Source organism: Cupriavidus sp. C2SS-8b, from assembly GCF_057073745.1.
This window is the reverse complement of record NZ_CP172717.1, coordinates 677062-694000: the sequence shown is the minus strand read 5'-3', so window position 1 is coordinate 694000 and position 16939 is coordinate 677062. Positions and strand designations below refer to the sequence as shown.

Below are 16939 nucleotides of genomic sequence, written 5' to 3'. Positions count from 1 at the left end.
GTGCCATGGCTGATCTCCTTCCGACTAGGCGTGCTGGCCTGCTGCCATCACGGCACGCGGCGTGTGCGACCCCATGCCGAGCGACTGCTCCAGCAGGTGAGCGGCGCCGAGCAGATCGAAGTCGCCACGGGGGCGCCCCATGAGCTGGAGTCCGACCGGGCGGCCGTCCGATGTCAGGCCGACGGGGATGGAAATCACGGGACAGCCGGTCAGGGTCAACACGAAGGTCAGGTACATCCAGTCGATATACGACTGCAGCGGCTCCCCATCGATCTGCGTCGGGAAGCGCTGCGCCACCGGGAACGGCGCCACGGCGACCGTCGGGCACGCAAGCACGTCGTAATCCCGAAAGAACGCGGCCACGCGCTGGAACAGTTCCCCGCGCAAACGGTCGGCGCGGGCGACATCGGCGCCGGTCTGGTTCAAGCCCTTTTCGATGTTCCAGATGATCTCGTCACAGATCTGCGGACGGTGTGCGTCGAGCAGCGGGCCGCGCACCGCGGCCACGAGATTGGCGCGCAAGGTCTGGAAAGATTCGAAGGCCCCGGTGAAGTCCGGATGCGCGGCGTCCACCTCCGTGCCGTGATCGGCGAACCGCAAGGCTGCATTCCGGCACAGCGCGGCGACCTCGGCTTCCACCTTGCCAATACCCAGGTTGGTGGAGAAGGCCACGCGGGCCGGCGCACGCGGTTCGGCAATGGCCCGCACGAAGGGAACCGCCGGGGCGGGCCACGACAGCGGGTCACGCATGTCGAAATGCGCCTGGGCATCGAGCATCAGCGCGACATCGGCCACGCTGCGCCCCATCGGCCCCTCGACCCAAAGCGGATCGTAGGGCATCACCGAGGATGGGCGCGGCACCCTGCCGACGCTCGGCCGCATGCCCACGATCCCGCAGAAGCTGGCCGGGATCCTGAGGCTGCCGCCGAGGTCATTGCCCGTGGCCAGCCACACCATGCCGCCCGCCAGCGCCGCGGCGGAACCGCCGGACGAGCCGCCGGCGGAGAGTTCCGGGTTCCATGGATTGCGCGTTGCACCGAAGACGGTATTGAAGGTATTGGCGCCGGCGAATTCGGGCACGTTTGACTTGGCGAGCGGGATGGCGCCGCGTTGCTCGAGGTTGGATACCATGAGGTCCGAGTACGCGGCCACGTTGCCGGCGTAGATCGGCGAGCCGTAGGTGGTGGGCGTGCCGGACAGGTCGTTGTAGTCCTTGACGGCGATGGGCAGGCCCGCCAGCCAGCCTGGCGCTTCGGCGGTCGTGGCGTCCGGCTTCGGGAAGTCGCGCGCGGCCTCGCGAGCAGCTTCGAAGCGCCGGATCGGCAAGGCATTGATGAGGGGATCGGCCGCCTCGATGCGCGCGATGGCTGCGTCGACCAGCTCCAGCGGCGACAGCTCCCGTCTCCTGAGCAGGCGGACCGCTTCCGTGGCGCTGAGCTCGCAGAGGGAATCGCTTTGGGCCTCGGCGATGTCGATGGCGCCGTGAGTGCTGTTCATGCTTGTCTCCTGTTTATTGTGGTCGCCCGGGCCGTCGCATGGCTGGATTGTCGTGCCGGGTCGAAAGCAGGATAATTGCCGCCACCCTCCGGGCGGAAATCACATCTTCTGATGACGTCCATAAGCTGGGCTTCACTGTGGTCTGACCGCCTGAACAATTCATGGACATCCGGCAACTTCGCACCTTCATCACGGTCGCCCGGTTCGGCAACGTCACCCGGGCTGCCGAGGCCCTGCACATCACGCAGCCGGCCGTCAGCGGACAGCTGCGCCAGATGGAAGAGGACCTGGGCCTGCAACTGTTCGACCGGACCAAGGCCTCCGTCATGCTGACCCAATCCGGACAGGCATTGCTGGTGCGCGCCGAGAAGGCGCTGGAGGCGTTTGGCGATTTCCTGCACGCGGCCAAGGCGCTGCACGGGCAAATCGAAGGGAATCTGCGCATCGGCGTCGTGATGTTCGATCCGGGCATGCTGCGCATCGGGCCGCTGCTGGCACTGCTGGTGCAACAATGTCCGGCGCTGAAAATCGACTTGCAGGTCGGGCGTACGCCCTGGCTGCGCACGGCGCTGCAAGCGTCGGAAATCGACGCGGCGATCATGGTCGCGCGCGCGGCGCCAAAAGGCACCAGCATGCTGGTGCTGGCGCCGCTGAAGTTCCGCGTCGTTGCGCCGGCGGCCTGGGAAGCACGCACGCGTTCGACAGAGGAACTGACGCGACTGCCCTGGATTCGCATGACGCCGCACAGCGCGCATGAGGAACTGCTGAACGAGATCCTCGCACGTGCCGGCATAACGCCGGTCGAATCGGTGCTGGCCGACCACGAGCTGATGATCCGCGAGCTGGTCACGGCCGGTGTCGGCGTCGGCCTGTTGCGTGAGGACCTTGCCCTGGCCGCGCAGGCAGCCGGCGAACTGGTCTTCGTCGGAAACTACAGCGCCGATTCGAACCTCGCCCTGCTCTATCCGGAGGAACGTGAGAACGAGCCGGCCATCCGTACTGTGTGCGAGGCGTTGCGCACGATATGGCAGTAGGGGAAAGTCGGCGAAGCGCGACTGCGTTGACAGCTGCGTTTGCGGGCGGCGGCGCTACAATGCCCGCCACGCTCAGCCCCCCGAAATCACCTGCCATGCTGCCGGACAGCGAATCCCTTCTCCTGCTTGTCACCCGCCAGATGCCGTTCGGCAAACACAAGGGCACGCTGATCGCCGACCTGCCCGGCAACTACCTGAACTGGTTCGCGCGCGAGGGCTTTCCGCCCGGTGAAATCGGCCGCTTGCTGGCGCTGATGCACGAACTTGACCACAACGGCCTGACGGACCTGCTCAAGCCGCTGCGCGGCAGGACCTGAACGTCAGATCCCCAACCCGCCGAGCGATTTTCCGCCGTCGACGAAAAGCGTCTGCCCGGTGATGAAGCGCGTGCCAGGCGACGCAAGAAAGGCTATCGCATTCGCAATGTCATCCGGCGACGCGGCAGCGCCGCTGGATTCCAGCGACACGGCGGTAGCGTACTGGTCCGGCGGCATGGTGCGCGTCATTGGGGTATCGGTAAAGCCAGGGGCGATCGAGTTCACGGCGATCTTCCTGCCGCGCAGTTCCATCGCCATCGCACGCGTGAGGCCGATCACGCCGGCCTTGGATGCCACGTAGTCGGGGAAGCCCAGACCGCCCAGTGCCCCGCGCGAAGATACTGTGACGATGCGGCCGCCCTCGCGCATCCGCCGCGCGCCTTCCTGCGCCGGCACAAACACGCCGATCAGGTTGACCTCCAGCGTCTGGCGAAAATCGTCATCCGTCACCTCGTCAAAGCTGCGGGGCTTGTAAATGCCCGCCGCGCAGACGACGACATCGACGCGTCCCTGCGCATCCATCGCGCGCGCCAGACCGCTGCGGTCGCATACATCGAGCGCGTAGCCGACGACGTCCAGCTCCATCTGTCGAAGCGCCGACTCGACTGCGCTGACGGCGGCGGCATTGCGATCGATGATCGCCACACGGAAGCCATCCCGCGCCAGGCGCTCCACGGTGGCGCGCCCGATGCCGAACGCGCCACCGGTGACGAAAGCGATTTCACGATCCGTCGTGCCGGACTGCTTTGCATCCATGCTTCTCTCCACGCTATGTCTGTGCCGCCATGCGGCCAGGAATAAAAGAGGCCCGGCGGGCGGCCATGATATGCCGCGCAACCGGAGCCAAACCCCGCAAGCTTGCACACTCGCGGAACGGTAGTCAGAAGATGTGGTTCATGCCCAGGCTGAACGCCGAATTGCCGGCGGCGGCATTGCCGACGTCGTTCGCATTCCACACCCGATAAAAGCCGGATGTCGCGGTATTCGGCGCACGGTTCCAGATATGCGCATATGACGTATAAAGGCTGGTGCGCTTCGATAACCGGTACACGTAGCCGATGCCAGCCTGCTGGGCATCATTGTTGGCGGCGGTCCGGTCATTCTTGTAAATATAAGACGCGACGATGCGGCCCGCGCCCACTGGAATCGACGCGCCGACCAGGATGTCCTCTGACTTGTAGTTCGGCGTACCGGGGACAATCGCCCCGCGATTGATCACGTAATTGAGATAGCCCGTGGCAACACCGAAATCGTACTTGGCACCGAAGAACACCTCGCGGGCGTCCTTGCCGGGCCCGTTGGCATCATGCGCGTCCGCATACGCGACGCGCCCCATGAATCGTTCGTTCGAGTAACCGAGCGATGCGCCGAACTGCCCGTTGGTGCTCACGCTGCCGGGGGTCTCGCCGAAGCTGTACGACACTTCGCCATCGAGCCCGCCGAGCGTGTTCGGCAGGTTGTATTTGATACCGTTGTCGAAGCGGTTGCTGCCACCGCGGCCACCGGCCGAGATCAGGTTGGCGGATGTGCCCGCCAGGCCGGTCACGAATGGATCGAATTCAACCTGGGCAAGCGCCAGTGTCGTGTATTGCCGCCCCAGCGTCATGCGACCGGCCCGGGCATCGAGGCCCACATAAGCCTGCCGGCCGAACAGCAGGCCGCCCTGCCCCGATGCCCCGGTATCCATCAGGACGCCGGCCTCGAGCGTGAAGAACGCTGCCGTGCCACCACCGAGTTCTTCGCGGCCACGCATGCCGATGCGCGAACCCGACATCATGCCGCTTGTCACCTTCGTCACCGAACCCGCCGCTGCCCCGTTTTCATGGACCAGGCCGACATCGGCCACGCCATACAGGTTAACCGAAGACGACTGCGCCCATGCCGTGCCGCACGCGCCGAATGCCGCCAACGCTCCCGCCAGAATTGCCCGCTTCCTCATTGCACTTTCCTTCCTGTCGTAGGGTTGCAAACCTGGATTTCCAAATTCACGTTTTCCTTATAAATTCGTGCCGCGCGCGCACGAAACCCTGCCCCGGTACAAGAGCCTTACGGGCTTAAACGGAAAGGGATTGCCGCGCGCGCGGCGGATCGGGTCAGTCGGCCTGGATGCCGAATTCCTTCACGAGCTTGCCGTAGCGCGCATAGTCGTTTGCGATCAGCGTGCGCAGCGCGGCGGGGTCGCCGCCGACGGGTGTCGTGGCAATGGTCGCCATGCGCGCCACTACCTCGGGCATTTTCAGGATCTCGTTGAGATGGCGGTTGAGCGTGCCGACCAGTTCGGCGGACATGCCCTTGGGCCCGAGCACGGCCTGCCATGCGCCGACCTCGACATCCTTGTAGCCGAGTTCGGCCAGGGTCGGCACGTTGGGCGCGAACGGCGAACGTTTGGTATCCGCGACGGCCAGCGGACGAAGCTTGCCGGACTGGAAATACTGAGCCACCGGGCCCAGGGTCGAGTACATCATCGGCACCTGGCCGCCCAGCAGGTCGACAATGGCAGGCGCGCTGCCGCGATATGGCACCTGTGCGATCTTCACACCCGCGGACTTATTGAACAGTTCACCGAGGATGTGCATGGGCGAGCCATTGCCGGGGCTGGCATAACTTTGCAGACCGCCGGACCTGGCGCGCGCGACAAGCTCCGACATCCGGGAGACGCCGGCCTCCTTGTTCACGATGACAAACAGCGACTGCGTTCCCAGTTCGACGATCGGCGTCAGGTCCCTCTGCGGATCGTAGCTCGCGCCGGTGCCTGGCCGGAGCACCAGTGGCGAAATCGCCAGCGTATTCGGGGCGAACAGCAGCGTGTAACCGTCAGCCGGAGCCTTGGCCACGTAAGCGCTCCCGATCGTGCCGCCCGCGCCGGTACGGTTCTCTACCACCACCGGCTGGCCCAGGCGCGCGGTCAGCTTTTCGGCGAACAGGCGAGCCAGCACGTCAGTATCGCCTCCGGCCGGATAGGCCACGACGAGCGTGACAGGCCGGTTTGGATAGCCTCCCTGAGCAACAGCGCTGCCCCCCAGAGTGGCCGCAGCCATCGCAGCCAGTGCGATCAGCACACGGCGTCTTGCAGTCTTGTTCATGGTGTCATTCTCCCCGCTCCGATTTTCGTTTCACATATAAAACATGGTTTCACTAAACTCGTAGAAATTATAAATTTTCTTACATCAAATAAAAGATGGCGTTTACCCGGTCTGCGAATCAAAGTGATCCAGTGGATGCGCAATAGTGCAAAATTTCGTTGACGCGGTTAAATTTATTAAATTCTTCAGGGCCGGCAGTTCAAGACCATGCGAACGCCGGGCTTCCCCATTCACTTGCCGCCCCAATGCAGAACCACTATGCGGACTTCCGACCTGCGCAGCAGACCCCAGACCCCCGAACCGGCACCAAGCCAGACCATTTCCGGCAAGGCCTATCAGCTGCTGCGCGCCGACATCATTGCGGGCAGCCTCGCGCCGGGAGAAAAGCTGCGCCTGCAGGCGCTGCAGGACCGCTACGAACTCGGCCTCAGCCCGATCCGCGAGGCGCTGATGCTGCTGTGCGGGGAAGGGCTGGTCAGCAATGAAGGCCAGCGCGGCTTCAGCGTGTCGAAGTTGTCAAAGAGCGACCTGCTCGATCTGATGCATGCGCGCACCTCGATCGAGCTGCAGTTACTGGCGGACGCCATCGAGCACGGCGACGATGACTGGGGCGCCAACATCATGGCCGCCTACTACAAGCTGACCAAGGCACGCCTGCCGACCGACGCGTCCGACACGGTCGCGGTGGAACTCTGGGAAACCGCGCACCGGCGCTTCCACTTCGCACTGGTCGCGGCGGCCCGTTCGAGATGGCTGCTGCGCATCGACGAACAGCTGGTGGACCATTCCGAGCGCTACCGCCGCATCCGCCTTGCCTATCGGGAATCCAGCAAGGCGCTGGCCGACGATGTCATGCAGGAACACCTCGATCTGATGGAAGCGGTGCTCGCGCGCGATACCGCCAGGGCGTCCGAACTGCTGCGGCACCACCTCATGCGCACCGCGGATGTCCTGAGCCAGCGCTTCGCGGACTAGGTCGCGACGCCGGCCAGCGCGACATAGGCCACGATCTCGATGCGCATCCCGGGCACGACCAGCGCCTTGGCGATCACGGTCGAGCGGTTCGGATACGGGGCGGCGAAGAATTCCCGGTACACAGCATCGACCACTGGCACGTCATCGGCTTCGACCAGCGTGACGAGCACCTGCGCCACGCTTCGCAGGTCCGCGCCGGCCGCTTCGGCTGCCTTGCGCAGGTTCTCGAAAGTCAGGCGCGCCTGCTGCGCGACATCTCCGGTGTCCACCGTGCCATCGGACCGTACCGGACCATGCGCGGTGAACATCAGGCCGGCGGCGCTGACCGCCCAGGAAAACGGCTGCGCCGGCATGGGCAGGCCGGTGTCGATCATCTTCCTCATTGCGACGTCTCTTTGACGAGTTGTGCCAGCCGCGCGTACCACGGATGGCCCGGATCGGCGAGCGCGGTATGCGTGCCGAAATGATCTTCACCGGCATGCTCGTGGCAACGGACGGTGTCTTGCTGAGTCGTGAGCATGGCGTACAGGCTGCGGTTGGACCGGATGACGCGTTCGCTGTCATGCTCGCCATAGCTCAGTACCATCGGTATCTTGCTGCCAGCGGACCAGGTCAGCGGGCTCATCACGGCATCGGACTCCGGCGCGTCGAGCAGCAAGGTGTAGACGCGTTCTTCGAGACTGCCGGGCGAGGGGCTCGGGTGGTACAGGTTCATGATGCCGCTGATCGGCAGGCAGCCGCGCAGATTTCCTGGCACAACGCCCGCTGTCGTCAGTGCGGACTGCCGCATGGCAGTCATCGCGGCAATGCCGCCGCCGGCCGAATGCCCGGCCAGATAGAGGCGCGCCGGGTCACCGCCCCACCTGGCAATGTCCCGCTGGACCGTGGCCAGCAGCATTGCGCCATCGTCGAACGCAGCCGGCAGCCGGTGCATCGGCGCCAGCCGGTAAGTGGGCGCGACCAGCACCATGCCGAGTGCCGTCACCAGCGGCGCCATGAAAGAGACATACTCCTTGTAGCCATTGGTCCAGCCACCGCCGTGCCAGAACACGAGCACCGGTGCATGGCGTAGTGCGTCGGTGGTAAAGACGTCATAGCGATGTTGCCGGGATGGGCCGTACGGCACGTCCCGAACCGCCGAGACATGGCCCGGCAGCGCGTTGGCCCAGTCGAGCACGGTCTGCTCGTAGGCAATCGCCGCTTCGAACGGAAGCGGCGGCTGGGGCGGCACGGCGGAGGTGCCGGTCTGGACTGACGTCATCTATGTCCTGTCTCATTCTGTTTGAGGTTTGTCGCCGGGAAGGTGGCAGTGCGCGACACCTCCCAACGTCAGGAAAGAATATACACACTCAATATATTTCCAAGCAATAACATTATTTATAAATAATTACGCTGAGCAAGTCAGAACGCATGTGTTCTTCAGATCACCTATATCTATGAGATGGCGCTATTCGCACAGTCCTTGCCGTGCTCGACAGCGAAGCAGCCGGGCCGATTTACATCCCGCGGTAAGAACGCGCCGGCCGACCCGGCCTGTCACCGCCACGCACCGCGCCTCCCGTGTCAAGAAGATCACCTGACCCGCAGGCACGTCTCGTGCAAGAACGCGTGGATATGCGGCGGCATCGGGACCGCCGCCGACCCGTTCATCTTCGAAGGAGAGGCATCCATGCGTACAGGAAACCGCAACCTCATCGATCTGGCCGTCGCGGCAATAGGCGGCGCCGCGCTGATGTACCTGCTCGATCCGGAGCTCGGCGCGAGGCGGCGAGCCATGCTTCGGGACAAGGCGGAGGCAAAAAGCCATGACCTGAGCGACTACGCGCAAGCCCAGGCGAAGCGCGTGCTCGATCACGCGCGTGGCCTCGCCACAAGGGCGCAAACCTCCATGGCAGAGGGCCAAAAAACGCGCTCGGGCGATTACGAGCTGGGCGAGCGGATCCGGACGCGGCTGGACGAAGTGGCAGGCCATCCCCGCGCTATCTGTGTCGATGTGGCCGGCGGGTCCGTCTGCCTGAGCGGCCATGTCCTCCGGCATGAGCACGACGCGGTGCTGACCGCCGTGTGGGCGGTGCCCGGCGTCGCGGACATTGAAGACGGACTGACCGTGCACGAGGAAGCGGGCAACATTCCGGCGCTGCAAGGCTAGCTTCGCCCTGATAGTGGCGTTCGGGCGGCAGCGCGCGCGGGCACAGGCCTACAACACCCGCCCGAACCACCACAACGACAGCAGCCCCGCACAGGCCGCCAGCAACGCTCCCGCGGCGGCGAAGAACGCGGTCACTTCGACCTGGTCGCGCTTGTCGAAGGCCAGCCTCGCATTGAGCGCGCGATACACCCGCTTCAACGAGGCTGCATCTTCGAGCCGGAAGTATTCGGCCCCGGTCGCGTCGGCGACCTGCTTCAGCACCTTCTCGTCCAGCCTGACGCGCGCGGACCAGCCCTCCGCCGACAGCACGACACCCTCGGTCGTGCCGACGCCGACGGTATAGACCCGCACGCCATACATCGCCGCGAGCTGGGCGGCCTGCTCCGCGGCCGGGCCCGCATTGTTTTCGCCATCGGAGAACAGGACGATCGCGCCCGAAGCATAGGAGCCGGGCGCTGGCGGGTCCTCGTCGCGGGACGCCCCCGGCTTCTTCACTTGCGGGACATCGCCGCCATTCATCAGTCGCTCGGCCTCGTCGGCGGCCTCCGGCAGCAGCGTCGTGAGCGCGATCAGCAGGCCATTACCCAGGGCGGTGCCACCCTGCGGCTTCAGCCCTTCAATGGCCGCGGCCACGTCGTCCTTGCTGCGGCTGGGCGCCTGTGCCAGCGCGGCCGTGCCCGCCATCGCCACCACGCCCACGCTCACGCCCGCCGGCTGGGCGTCGAGCAGCACCCGGGCGGCCTGCTGGGCAGCGCGGATGCGGCTCGGATGCACATCCTGCGCGCGCATGCTGCCCGACAGGTCCATGACGAGGATGACGGTCTTGATGCGCGAGGGCAGCGTCATCACCGCCTGGGGACGGGCAATGGCAAAGATGAGCGCACTCAGCGCCAGCAGCGTCAGCACGGCCGGCACATGACGGCGCCAGCCCGTGCCGCCCTTCATGGCCATGCCGATGGCGCGCATGGCCGGATGGTCGACCGTTGTTCGCCGCCGGCGCAGGTCGAGCCAGACGTAGCCCGCGCCGAGCACCAGCACCAGCGCGAGCAGCCACAGCATGCTGGGCCAGAGGAAGCTGAACAGCGGCAGCCGGTTGAGGCTCTCGGTCATGTCGCCCCCACTGGCGCGCCCCTGGCCGCCCCTTGGCGGAAGCGGCGCTCGCGCATGAACTGCAGCAGCGCCAGGTCAATCGGCGCGTAGGTCGAAAGCGTCAGGCATTCCACGCCGGCGCGCGCGAACGCGAGGCGCAGCTCGGACTCGCGCTCCTGGGCGATCGCAGCGAAGCGTTTGCGAAACGCGGGATCGTGCGTATCGATGAACATCTGCTCGCCGGATTCCGCATCCTGCAGCACGACCAGCCCGAGGTCGGGCAACGCCATCTCCAGCGGATCGACCAGCCGTACCGCGACGACTTCATGGCGCCGGGCCAGCATGGCGAGCGACGTCTGCCATCCCTGAGCGCTGATGAAGTCCGACACGATGAACATCACCGAGCGCCGTTTGGCGACGGCACGCGCGCGCTCCAGCAGGTCGCGCAGGCGGGTCTCGCCGGGGCACACGGCCGGGGTGGTGTGCATGCGGTCAAGCAGGTGCAGCAACTGGCGGCGGCCGGAGCGCGGCGGAATCATCGACGCCTGCGCGTCGCTTGCGCCGCCATCGAGCACGGCGCCGATGCGGTTGCCATAGCGCGTCAGCAGCAAGGCCATGACGGTCGTGAAGTCGCTCAGCAGGTCACGCTTGCGCACCTTGCCGGAACCGAACTCCACCGACCCGCTCAGGTCGAGCACGAACCACGCCGAGAGATCGCGATCCTCCTGGAACTCGCGCACGTGCGGCACCTGCAGCCGCGCCGTCACGTTCCAGTCGATGTGCCGGACGTCGTCGCCGGGACGGTATTCGCGCAGGTCGGCAAGATCCAGCCCGAAGCCGCGGAACAGCGTGCGGTAGTCGCCCTGCAGCAGCCCGTCGAGACGCCGCACCACGGTCCACTCCAGCCGCCGCAGCAGCGTCTCGGCCTGCCGTGCTCCGACGCTCGCCAGTGCCGCGCCCGGACGGGCGGGCGCGGTGGCCGCCGGCGCGTCGCCGCGCGGACGCTTACCGAACAGCCGCGCGAACATGGGATTCGAGCGGGCGCTCCGGAACCGGCAGCGCCTGCAGGATGCGCGTGATGAGCTGGTCCGCCGTCGCGCCATCCGACATGGCCTCGTACGACAGCGACAGGCGGTGGCGCAATACATCGGGCACGAGATCGATCACGTCTTCGGGCACGGCATAGTTGCGGCCGCGCAGGAACGCCAGCGCCCGCGCGCCTTCCACCAGCCCGATGGTGGCCCGAGGGCTCGCGCCGAACGCGATGTAGCGCCCCATGTCTTCCAGGCCGTAGTTGCCCGGCTTGCGCGTGGCCGCCACCAGCCGCACCGCGTACTGGACCAGCGACGGATCCACGTAGACGCGGCGGCACTCTTCCTGCAAGGCCGCCAGGTGCTCCGGCGTGGCAATCGCACTCACGCTGATGCGGGCCCCGGTGACGCGATTGACGATGACGACCTCTTCCTCCTCGCTCGGATACCCGACCAGCACCTTCATCATGAAGCGATCGACCTGCGCCTCGGGCAGCGGATAGGTGCCTTCGGTCTCGATCGGATTCTGCGTCGCCATGACCAGGAACGGCGTGGGCACGCGATGGGTCTCGCCGGCAATGGTGACCTGCTTTTCCTGCATGACTTCCAGCAGTGCGCTCTGCACCTTGGCCGGCGCGCGATTGATTTCGTCGGCCAGCAGCAGGTTGGCGAAGACCGGCCCGCGCACGGTCGAGAACTCGCCCGTGCCCTGGTTGTACATGCGCGTGCCGACCAGGTCGGCCGGCAGCAGGTCCGGCGTGAACTGGATGCGCTTGAAGGTCCCGCTCATGGTGCGGGCCAGCGTATTGACGGTCAGCGTCTTGGCGAGGCCGGGCACGCCCTCCACCAGCAGGTGGCCGCCGGCCAGCATGGCCACCAGCACGCGTTCGAGAAAGTGGTCTTGCCCAACCACTACCCGCTTCACCTCGTACAGCAGGCGCTCCATCAGGTCGGCGCTGTCTGTCGCGCCATGGGCTTGCTCGTTCATGGGCCTCCGCGTCTAGAAAGGAGAAGTTCCGATAGAAGCGCCGGCGCTTTCGATCGTGACGGCAAAGCCGATCCCGAGGAAGGTGCCGCTCTGGTTGGGGTTGAGGATGGCGGTGACGATGCCGACCACCTCGCCATCCATGTTCACCAGCGGGCCGCCCGAATTGCCGGGATTGGCGGCCGCGTCGAACTGGATCAGGTTGTCCAGGCTCTGCGTCTTGTCGGGCGACACGAACTGCCGGCCGAGCCCGGACACCACGCCGGCGGACACCGACGGCCCGATGCCGAACGGAAAGCCGACCGCCACCACCTCGGAGCCCGGCGCAAGGTTGCGGCTGGAGCCGAGTGTCGCGGGCGGCAAGTCGTCGGGAATGGATTTCGGCCTGACGAGGGCGAGGTCTTTCTCGGGGATCGCCTGCATCACCGTCGCCTCGGAAGTCTGGCCATCGTAGAAGCGAATCTCCACGCGCTTGGCATCGGCAACCACGTGGTAGCTGGTCAGCACCAGTCCGCTTTCGGTCACGACCACGCCGGAGCCGATGTGACGCGCTTCGCGCTTGTCCTGCTTGTCCTGCTTGTCCTTTGCAGCGTCCTTGTCGGCCTGCGGATCGCTCTTTGCGAGTTCGTTGGAGGGCGTGCGTCGCGATGGCGGCGAGGGCTTCTGCCGGGTGGCCGGAGGATCACGCCGGGCACGCGGGGCGGACGCGGCTTCGGCCTCCGGCTCCGCCGGCGAGAAGCTGCGCACCTCCACCACGGATTCGCGGATGGCTTCCGCCGCGCGTGCGGTGCGCGATGGCAGGCTCTTGGTCTGCAGCGTATGCAGCACCGCAGCATCGATATCCGCCTGCGTCAGCACCCGTGGCGACGGCCTCGATAGCCACGCAAGGCCCAGCGCCGCCGCGACCATCACCGCGACCGCAGCCGAGATCCATCCGTAGATCGTCACACGCTTCATCGCACGCTCCCGAGGTCCCGTGCCGCCTTAAAAAATACAGTACCATCCTCTTAACCATGCGCCAAGGAGCAGGGCATGCAGTTTCTCTGGCCGCAAATGCTCTGGTTGCTGCTTGCGCTTCCGTTGCTGGCAGCCGCTTACCTGTACCTGATCGCGCGACGCAAGAAGTCTGCCCTGCTTTACGCCAGCCTTGCGTTGCCCCGCGCTGCGCTCCGCACCGGCCAACGCCTGCGGCGTCACATTCCCCCACTGCTGTTCCTGTTTGCCCTGGGCGCCGCCCTGCTGGCCTGTGCCCGGCCGACCGCCACCCTCACGCTGCCGTCCGACACCATCACGCTGGTGCTGGCGATGGACGTCTCGCGCAGCATGGAAGCCACCGACGTGGCGCCCACGCGCCTCAGCGCCGCGCAGCAGGCGGCGCGCGAACTGATCGTCGGGCTGCCGGGCAGCGTCCGCCTCGGCATCGTCTCGTTCGCCGCGACGGCTACCGTAGTCCTGCGCCCCACCAGCAACCGGCAGGACATGCTCGACGCGATCGACCGGTTCCAGCTCCAGCGCGGCACGGCGACCGGCAGCGGGCTGATCCAGGCGCTGGCCGTGCTGTTTCCGGACGATGGCATCGACCTCGAAGCAATCCTGTTCAACGACGACCCGCCCTTCGCCTCCGCGCGCCGGGCCACGCCACTCGATGAAGCCGCCGCGGCCGACGCCGCGCGCAAGCGCGCGCAGGACCGGCCGCCGGCGCAACCGGGTTCCTATCGGCACGGCGCGGTCATCCTGCTCAGCGATGGCCGCCGCACCACCGGCCCGGACCCGATCGACGCCGCGCGCATGGCGGCCCAGCGTGGCGTGCGTGTCTATACCGTAGGCTTCGGCACGCTGGGCGGCAATGCGCCCGAGACCAGCCTGTCCTACTACATGCAGCTCGACGAGCCCGCCTTGCGCGCGGTGGCCACGCTGACCGGGGCCGAGTACTTCCAGGCAGGATCGGCGGCGGACCTGAGCCAGGTGTACCGGCAACTGAGCGCGCGCTTCGCGATGGAGCGCCGCGAGACCGAGGTCAGCGCGCTGCTGGCCGCGGCGTCGGTCGTGCTGCTGGTCCTGGCTTGCGCACTCTCGATGTTGTGGTTCCGTCGTTGACGGGCATTGACGATATCGGCGGAGCGGCGGCGCTGGCGCGCGCACCTTGCTTCGCCTGTCAACGAGCGTCCACACCCCCCATCGGCGCCCTCCCGATGCCATCGTGTTGAGGTATGCTTTCGCCCTCCAAAACGATCTTCTCCAGAGGGACCCATGCGGCGCGTCGTGTTCAATCAGAAAGGTGGCGTGGGCAAGTCGACCATCGTATGCAACCTCGCCGCGATCAGCGCCCGTGAAGGCTTGCGCACGCTTGTCGTCGACCTCGACGCGCAATGCAACTCGACCCAGTACCTGATGGGCGCAAAGGCCGCCGAGGCAAACCCGACCGCGGCGCACTTCTTCGAGTCGTCGCTGACCTACAGCTTCAAGCCAGTCGACCTGGGCAGCTTCATCCACGCCACGCCGTTCGAGAATCTCGATGTGATGCCGGCGCATCCTGACCTCGACGCGCTGCATGGCAAGCTGGAATCCCGCTACAAGATCTACAAGCTGCGCGATGCCCTGATCGAACTGGAGTCAGTCTATGACGCGATCTACATCGACACGCCGCCGGCGCTCAACTTCTACACGCGGTCCGCGCTGATCGCGGTGGAGCGCTGCCTGATCCCGTTCGACTGCGACGACTTCTCTCGCCGGGCACTGTACACGCTGCTCGACAACGTGAAGGAAATCCAGCAGGACCACAACGACGCCCTGCACGTCGAGGGCATCGTCATCAACCAGTTCCAGCCGCGCGCGAGCCTGCCGGTCAAGCTGGTCGAGGAGCTGGTCGGCGAAGGGCTGCCGGTGCTGGCATCGCGGCTGTCGTCATCGGTGAAGATCCGCGAATCGCACCAGCACGCCACGCCCATGATTCACCTGGATCCGCGACACAAGCTGTCGCAGGAGTACCTGGCGCTGCACAGCGAATTGGCTGGCTGAGGTACACGGTAGGTCCACCCGCTGGAGATGGCCGCGTCAGTCCAGCGCCAGGCCGCCGTGCGCCAGCACTTGGCGGAATACCTCCAGCCGCGCGTCACCGGTCTCCGCCAACCTGTGGCAAATGTGAATGTACTTGTCCATGTCGCTGTGTCCGCGCAGGGCTTCCTCGCACTCCTGCTCCGAGACTTCCAGGTGGACACCGGTCAGGACCGCGCGGCCCTGCCCGACCCGCGTGCTGACGATGGCCGGTGGCGTGCCCTCCATATCCGCATAGACGGCCAACACTTCCGTATCGGCAGCGGGCGCGCCGTCGAAATCGAAGCGGCAGCCACCGTGATAGTGCGTGTAGACCGACATCGGCGCCGCGGCCAGCCGCTCGGTGGTCCGTAGTTCGACCGCGGCCGTGGTGCGCGGCGTGCCGTCATAGAGGCGGCCGCCGGTCAGTTCGGGCAGCGAGCCAACCGCGACGGCGTCGACGAAGCCCAGTTCGCGCGGACCACAGATCGCCCCGCGAGTGCCCGCGTGGAACGCCAGTTCCCTGCATGCGTAGTACGCGCCCGCGCAGATGCCCAGGTAGGTGCCGCCGTTCTCAACAAAGCGCCGGATGCGCGCGTTGGGGGCGCCATTGAGTTTCGCGCAGTACGGCAGGTCGGCCCCGCCCGGCATGACGAACATGACCGCGTCGTCGAACAGCGTCGGGTCGTGCCGGATGTCCGAGGCCATGACGGCGCGCATCTCATACATGCCGGACTGCAGCTGCTGGCCGATCGTGCGCATCAGGCAGGCGGTCCAGTCGGAGGCGCCGGCATCGATATAGGTCAGGATGTGGGGCTTGGGCATCTTCGGGGGCAGAGGTCGGGCCGCATTGGCACGCTGAACCGAGTGTATTCCACGGATGGGCGCCCAGCCGCATGCGCCTTACATATCGAGCGGCACGGCGCTCGTACATTTGATTTCGTCGAGGCAAACGCTGGACTTCACGCCGCTCACGCCCGGAATGCGCATCAGCGTATCGAGCAGGAAATCCGACAGCGACTTGAGGTCCTTCGCGACCACCTTCAGCACGTAGTCGATATCGCCCGTCACCGAGAAGCATTCCTGGATCTGCGCCAGCTCCGCCACCAGGCTCTTGAAGTTCGACAGGTCGCGGATATGGCCGCGCTCCATGGTCACGTGGATGAACGCGACCACGCCAAGTCCCAGGCTCGCCGCGTCGAGCCGCGCCTCGTAGCACTTGATGATGCCGCTCTCTTCCAGGCGGCGGTGGCGCCGCAGCGTTTGTGCCGGCGACAGCGCAATCGCCTCGGACAATTCCAGGTTCGAAGCCCGCCCCTGCTCCTGCAAAACGCCCAGCAGGCGGCGGTCCGTACGGTCAAGCTCGATGGCAGGCACTTTTATTTCCTCTATTAAAGACTATACGAAATCAGATTTCTCGTTTCAGGGTTTCCCTGCGTGAGGAATGAAATCCAATTTTGCCGGCCAGAATATACACTGCATTCCAGATTGGCAATGCCAGCGAGGAGCCAGAGAGACTTCCCGACATTGCCGGAACGCGCCGCAGGCCAGGATCGCGGCGCACTGTTCGCAATATTATTTCCCGGCCGCCTGGCCGGTAAAGACAGCGCCCCATGAACCTCCGCACACCGTCCCTGCCGCGTCCGCATGCCCGCCATCTCGACGCCCGGCCCCGGACGCCCGCGTGTTGATCGAGGCGGCCTGCCCGATTTCCTTGCCCCCGCCGCCGACGGCACTCCGCCCGGT

At 66.0% G+C, this 16939-nt stretch carries 18 protein-coding genes; 6 read left to right on the top strand and 12 right to left on the bottom strand.

Features of this window, described 5'->3' with window-relative positions:
* Positions 1-24 precede the first annotated feature (24 nt).
* Complete coding sequence (locus ACIGJB_RS20105) at positions 25-1497, bottom strand: amidase (RefSeq protein ID WP_483734053.1); 1473 nt, start codon at positions 1495-1497, stop codon at positions 25-27.
* 161 nt (positions 1498-1658) lie between these two features.
* On the opposite strand from ACIGJB_RS20105, the gene ACIGJB_RS20100 reads away from it, so the two are divergent.
* Both ACIGJB_RS20100 and ACIGJB_RS20095 read left to right on the top strand, forming a co-directional pair.
* Positions 1659-2531 (top strand): LysR family transcriptional regulator, encoded by an 873-nt coding sequence (locus ACIGJB_RS20100; protein WP_483734052.1) that lies wholly within the window; start codon positions 1659-1661, stop codon positions 2529-2531.
* 95 nt (positions 2532-2626) lie between these two features.
* Entirely contained in the window at positions 2627-2848 is a 222-nt protein-coding gene (locus ACIGJB_RS20095; RefSeq protein ID WP_483734734.1) for a DUF3820 family protein, read from the top strand.
* A gap of 3 nt (positions 2849-2851) precedes the next feature.
* Here ACIGJB_RS20095 and ACIGJB_RS20090 read toward each other — a convergent pair whose 3' ends face one another.
* The 3 genes from ACIGJB_RS20090 to ACIGJB_RS20080 all read right to left on the bottom strand — a co-directional run bounded on the left by ACIGJB_RS20090 (position 2852) and on the right by ACIGJB_RS20080 (position 5931).
* Positions 2852-3604, bottom strand: a complete 753-nt coding sequence (locus ACIGJB_RS20090; protein ID WP_483734051.1) for an SDR family NAD(P)-dependent oxidoreductase — start codon at positions 3602-3604, stop codon at positions 2852-2854.
* Between the two features lie 124 nt (positions 3605-3728).
* Entirely contained in the window at positions 3729-4787 is a 1059-nt protein-coding gene (locus ACIGJB_RS20085) for a porin (RefSeq protein ID WP_483734050.1), read from the bottom strand.
* 154 nt (positions 4788-4941) lie between these two features.
* Complete coding sequence (locus ACIGJB_RS20080; RefSeq protein WP_483734049.1) at positions 4942-5931, bottom strand: Bug family tripartite tricarboxylate transporter substrate binding protein; 990 nt, start codon at positions 5929-5931, stop codon at positions 4942-4944.
* A gap of 258 nt (positions 5932-6189) precedes the next feature.
* On the opposite strand from ACIGJB_RS20080, the gene ACIGJB_RS20075 reads away from it, so the two are divergent.
* Complete coding sequence (locus ACIGJB_RS20075) at positions 6190-6906, top strand: FCD domain-containing protein (RefSeq protein WP_483734048.1); 717 nt, start codon at positions 6190-6192, stop codon at positions 6904-6906.
* Here ACIGJB_RS20075 and ACIGJB_RS20070 read toward each other — a convergent pair.
* Positions 6903-7289, bottom strand: coding sequence for a RidA family protein (locus ACIGJB_RS20070; protein ID WP_483734047.1), 387 nt, complete (start codon positions 7287-7289; stop codon positions 6903-6905). The two genes, ACIGJB_RS20075 and ACIGJB_RS20070, sit on opposite strands and share 4 nt — an antisense overlap.
* Positions 7286-8167: an alpha/beta hydrolase gene (locus ACIGJB_RS20065; protein WP_483734046.1), complete on the bottom strand. Its 882-nt coding sequence runs from the start codon at positions 8165-8167 to the stop codon at positions 7286-7288. The genes ACIGJB_RS20070 and ACIGJB_RS20065 overlap by 4 nt, the downstream gene beginning before the upstream one ends.
* Before the next feature lie 432 nt (positions 8168-8599).
* On the opposite strand from ACIGJB_RS20065, the gene ACIGJB_RS20060 reads away from it, so the two are divergent.
* On the top strand, positions 8600-9055 hold the full coding sequence (locus ACIGJB_RS20060; RefSeq protein ID WP_483734733.1) for a BON domain-containing protein: 456 nt from the start codon (positions 8600-8602) through the stop codon (positions 9053-9055).
* Between the two features lie 48 nt (positions 9056-9103).
* Here the strand turns inward: ACIGJB_RS20060 and ACIGJB_RS20055 are convergent, their stop codons facing one another.
* The 4 genes from ACIGJB_RS20055 to ACIGJB_RS20040 are packed head-to-tail and all read right to left on the bottom strand — an operon-like array spanning position 9104 to position 13117.
* Complete coding sequence (locus ACIGJB_RS20055) at positions 9104-10165, bottom strand: VWA domain-containing protein (protein WP_483734045.1); 1062 nt, start codon at positions 10163-10165, stop codon at positions 9104-9106.
* On the bottom strand, positions 10162-11172 hold the full coding sequence (locus ACIGJB_RS20050) for a DUF58 domain-containing protein (RefSeq protein WP_483734044.1): 1011 nt from the start codon (positions 11170-11172) through the stop codon (positions 10162-10164). Before ACIGJB_RS20050 ends, ACIGJB_RS20055 begins: the two co-directional genes overlap by 4 nt.
* Positions 11150-12163 (bottom strand): AAA family ATPase, encoded by a 1014-nt coding sequence (locus ACIGJB_RS20045; protein ID WP_483713993.1) that lies wholly within the window; start codon positions 12161-12163, stop codon positions 11150-11152. Before ACIGJB_RS20045 ends, ACIGJB_RS20050 begins: the two co-directional genes overlap by 23 nt.
* Positions 12164-12175: 12 nt before the next feature.
* Positions 12176-13117: a S1C family serine protease gene (locus tag ACIGJB_RS20040; protein WP_483734043.1), complete on the bottom strand. Its 942-nt coding sequence runs from the start codon at positions 13115-13117 to the stop codon at positions 12176-12178.
* Positions 13118-13192: 75 nt separating this feature from the next.
* Here ACIGJB_RS20040 and ACIGJB_RS20035 point away from each other — a divergent pair, with 75 nt between their 5' ends.
* Positions 13193-14257 carry a VWA domain-containing protein gene (locus tag ACIGJB_RS20035; RefSeq protein ID WP_483734042.1) on the top strand — a complete coding sequence of 355 codons (1065 nt, stop codon included), beginning with the start codon at positions 13193-13195 and terminating at the stop codon, positions 14255-14257.
* Positions 14258-14410: 153 nt separating this feature from the next.
* Positions 14411-15178: a ParA family protein gene (locus ACIGJB_RS20030; protein WP_483734041.1), complete on the top strand. Its 768-nt coding sequence runs from the start codon at positions 14411-14413 to the stop codon at positions 15176-15178.
* 36 nt (positions 15179-15214) lie between these two features.
* Here ACIGJB_RS20030 and ACIGJB_RS20025 read toward each other — a convergent pair whose 3' ends face one another.
* Both ACIGJB_RS20025 and ACIGJB_RS20020 read right to left on the bottom strand, forming a co-directional pair.
* Positions 15215-16018 (bottom strand): BPL-N domain-containing protein, encoded by an 804-nt coding sequence (locus ACIGJB_RS20025; protein ID WP_483734040.1) that lies wholly within the window; start codon positions 16016-16018, stop codon positions 15215-15217.
* Positions 16019-16096: 78 nt separating this feature from the next.
* Positions 16097-16570: an Lrp/AsnC family transcriptional regulator gene (locus ACIGJB_RS20020; protein ID WP_483734039.1), complete on the bottom strand. Its 474-nt coding sequence runs from the start codon at positions 16568-16570 to the stop codon at positions 16097-16099.
* Positions 16571-16939 lie beyond the last annotated feature (369 nt).

Excerpts from the sequence above, each read along its gene's own strand:
- ACIGJB_RS20055 (WP_483734045.1), bottom strand. The coding sequence starts at position 10,165 with ATGACCGAGAGCCTCAACCGGCTGCCGCTGTTCAGCTTCCTCTGGCCC.
- ACIGJB_RS20090 (WP_483734051.1), bottom strand. The coding sequence starts at position 3,604 with ATGGATGCAAAGCAGTCCGGCACGACGGATCGTGAAATCGCTTTCGTC.
- ACIGJB_RS20030 (WP_483734041.1), top strand. The coding sequence starts at position 14,411 with ATGCGGCGCGTCGTGTTCAATCAGAAAGGTGGCGTGGGCAAGTCGACC.
- ACIGJB_RS20070 (WP_483734047.1), bottom strand. The coding sequence starts at position 7,289 with ATGAGGAAGATGATCGACACCGGCCTGCCCATGCCGGCGCAGCCGTTT.
- ACIGJB_RS20095 (WP_483734734.1), top strand. The coding sequence starts at position 2,627 with ATGCTGCCGGACAGCGAATCCCTTCTCCTGCTTGTCACCCGCCAGATG.
- ACIGJB_RS20065 (WP_483734046.1), bottom strand. The coding sequence starts at position 8,167 with ATGACGTCAGTCCAGACCGGCACCTCCGCCGTGCCGCCCCAGCCGCCG.
- ACIGJB_RS20050 (WP_483734044.1), bottom strand. The coding sequence starts at position 11,172 with ATGTTCGCGCGGCTGTTCGGTAAGCGTCCGCGCGGCGACGCGCCGGCG.
- ACIGJB_RS20025 (WP_483734040.1), bottom strand. The coding sequence starts at position 16,018 with ATGCCCAAGCCCCACATCCTGACCTATATCGATGCCGGCGCCTCCGAC.
- ACIGJB_RS20040 (WP_483734043.1), bottom strand. The coding sequence starts at position 13,117 with ATGAAGCGTGTGACGATCTACGGATGGATCTCGGCTGCGGTCGCGGTG.
- ACIGJB_RS20100 (WP_483734052.1), top strand. The coding sequence starts at position 1,659 with ATGGACATCCGGCAACTTCGCACCTTCATCACGGTCGCCCGGTTCGGC.
- ACIGJB_RS20080 (WP_483734049.1), bottom strand. The coding sequence starts at position 5,931 with ATGAACAAGACTGCAAGACGCCGTGTGCTGATCGCACTGGCTGCGATG.
- ACIGJB_RS20075 (WP_483734048.1), top strand. The coding sequence starts at position 6,190 with ATGCGGACTTCCGACCTGCGCAGCAGACCCCAGACCCCCGAACCGGCA.
- ACIGJB_RS20085 (WP_483734050.1), bottom strand. The coding sequence starts at position 4,787 with ATGAGGAAGCGGGCAATTCTGGCGGGAGCGTTGGCGGCATTCGGCGCG.
- ACIGJB_RS20035 (WP_483734042.1), top strand. The coding sequence starts at position 13,193 with ATGCAGTTTCTCTGGCCGCAAATGCTCTGGTTGCTGCTTGCGCTTCCG.
- ACIGJB_RS20105 (WP_483734053.1), bottom strand. The coding sequence starts at position 1,497 with ATGAACAGCACTCACGGCGCCATCGACATCGCCGAGGCCCAAAGCGAT.
- ACIGJB_RS20045 (WP_483713993.1), bottom strand. The coding sequence starts at position 12,163 with ATGAACGAGCAAGCCCATGGCGCGACAGACAGCGCCGACCTGATGGAG.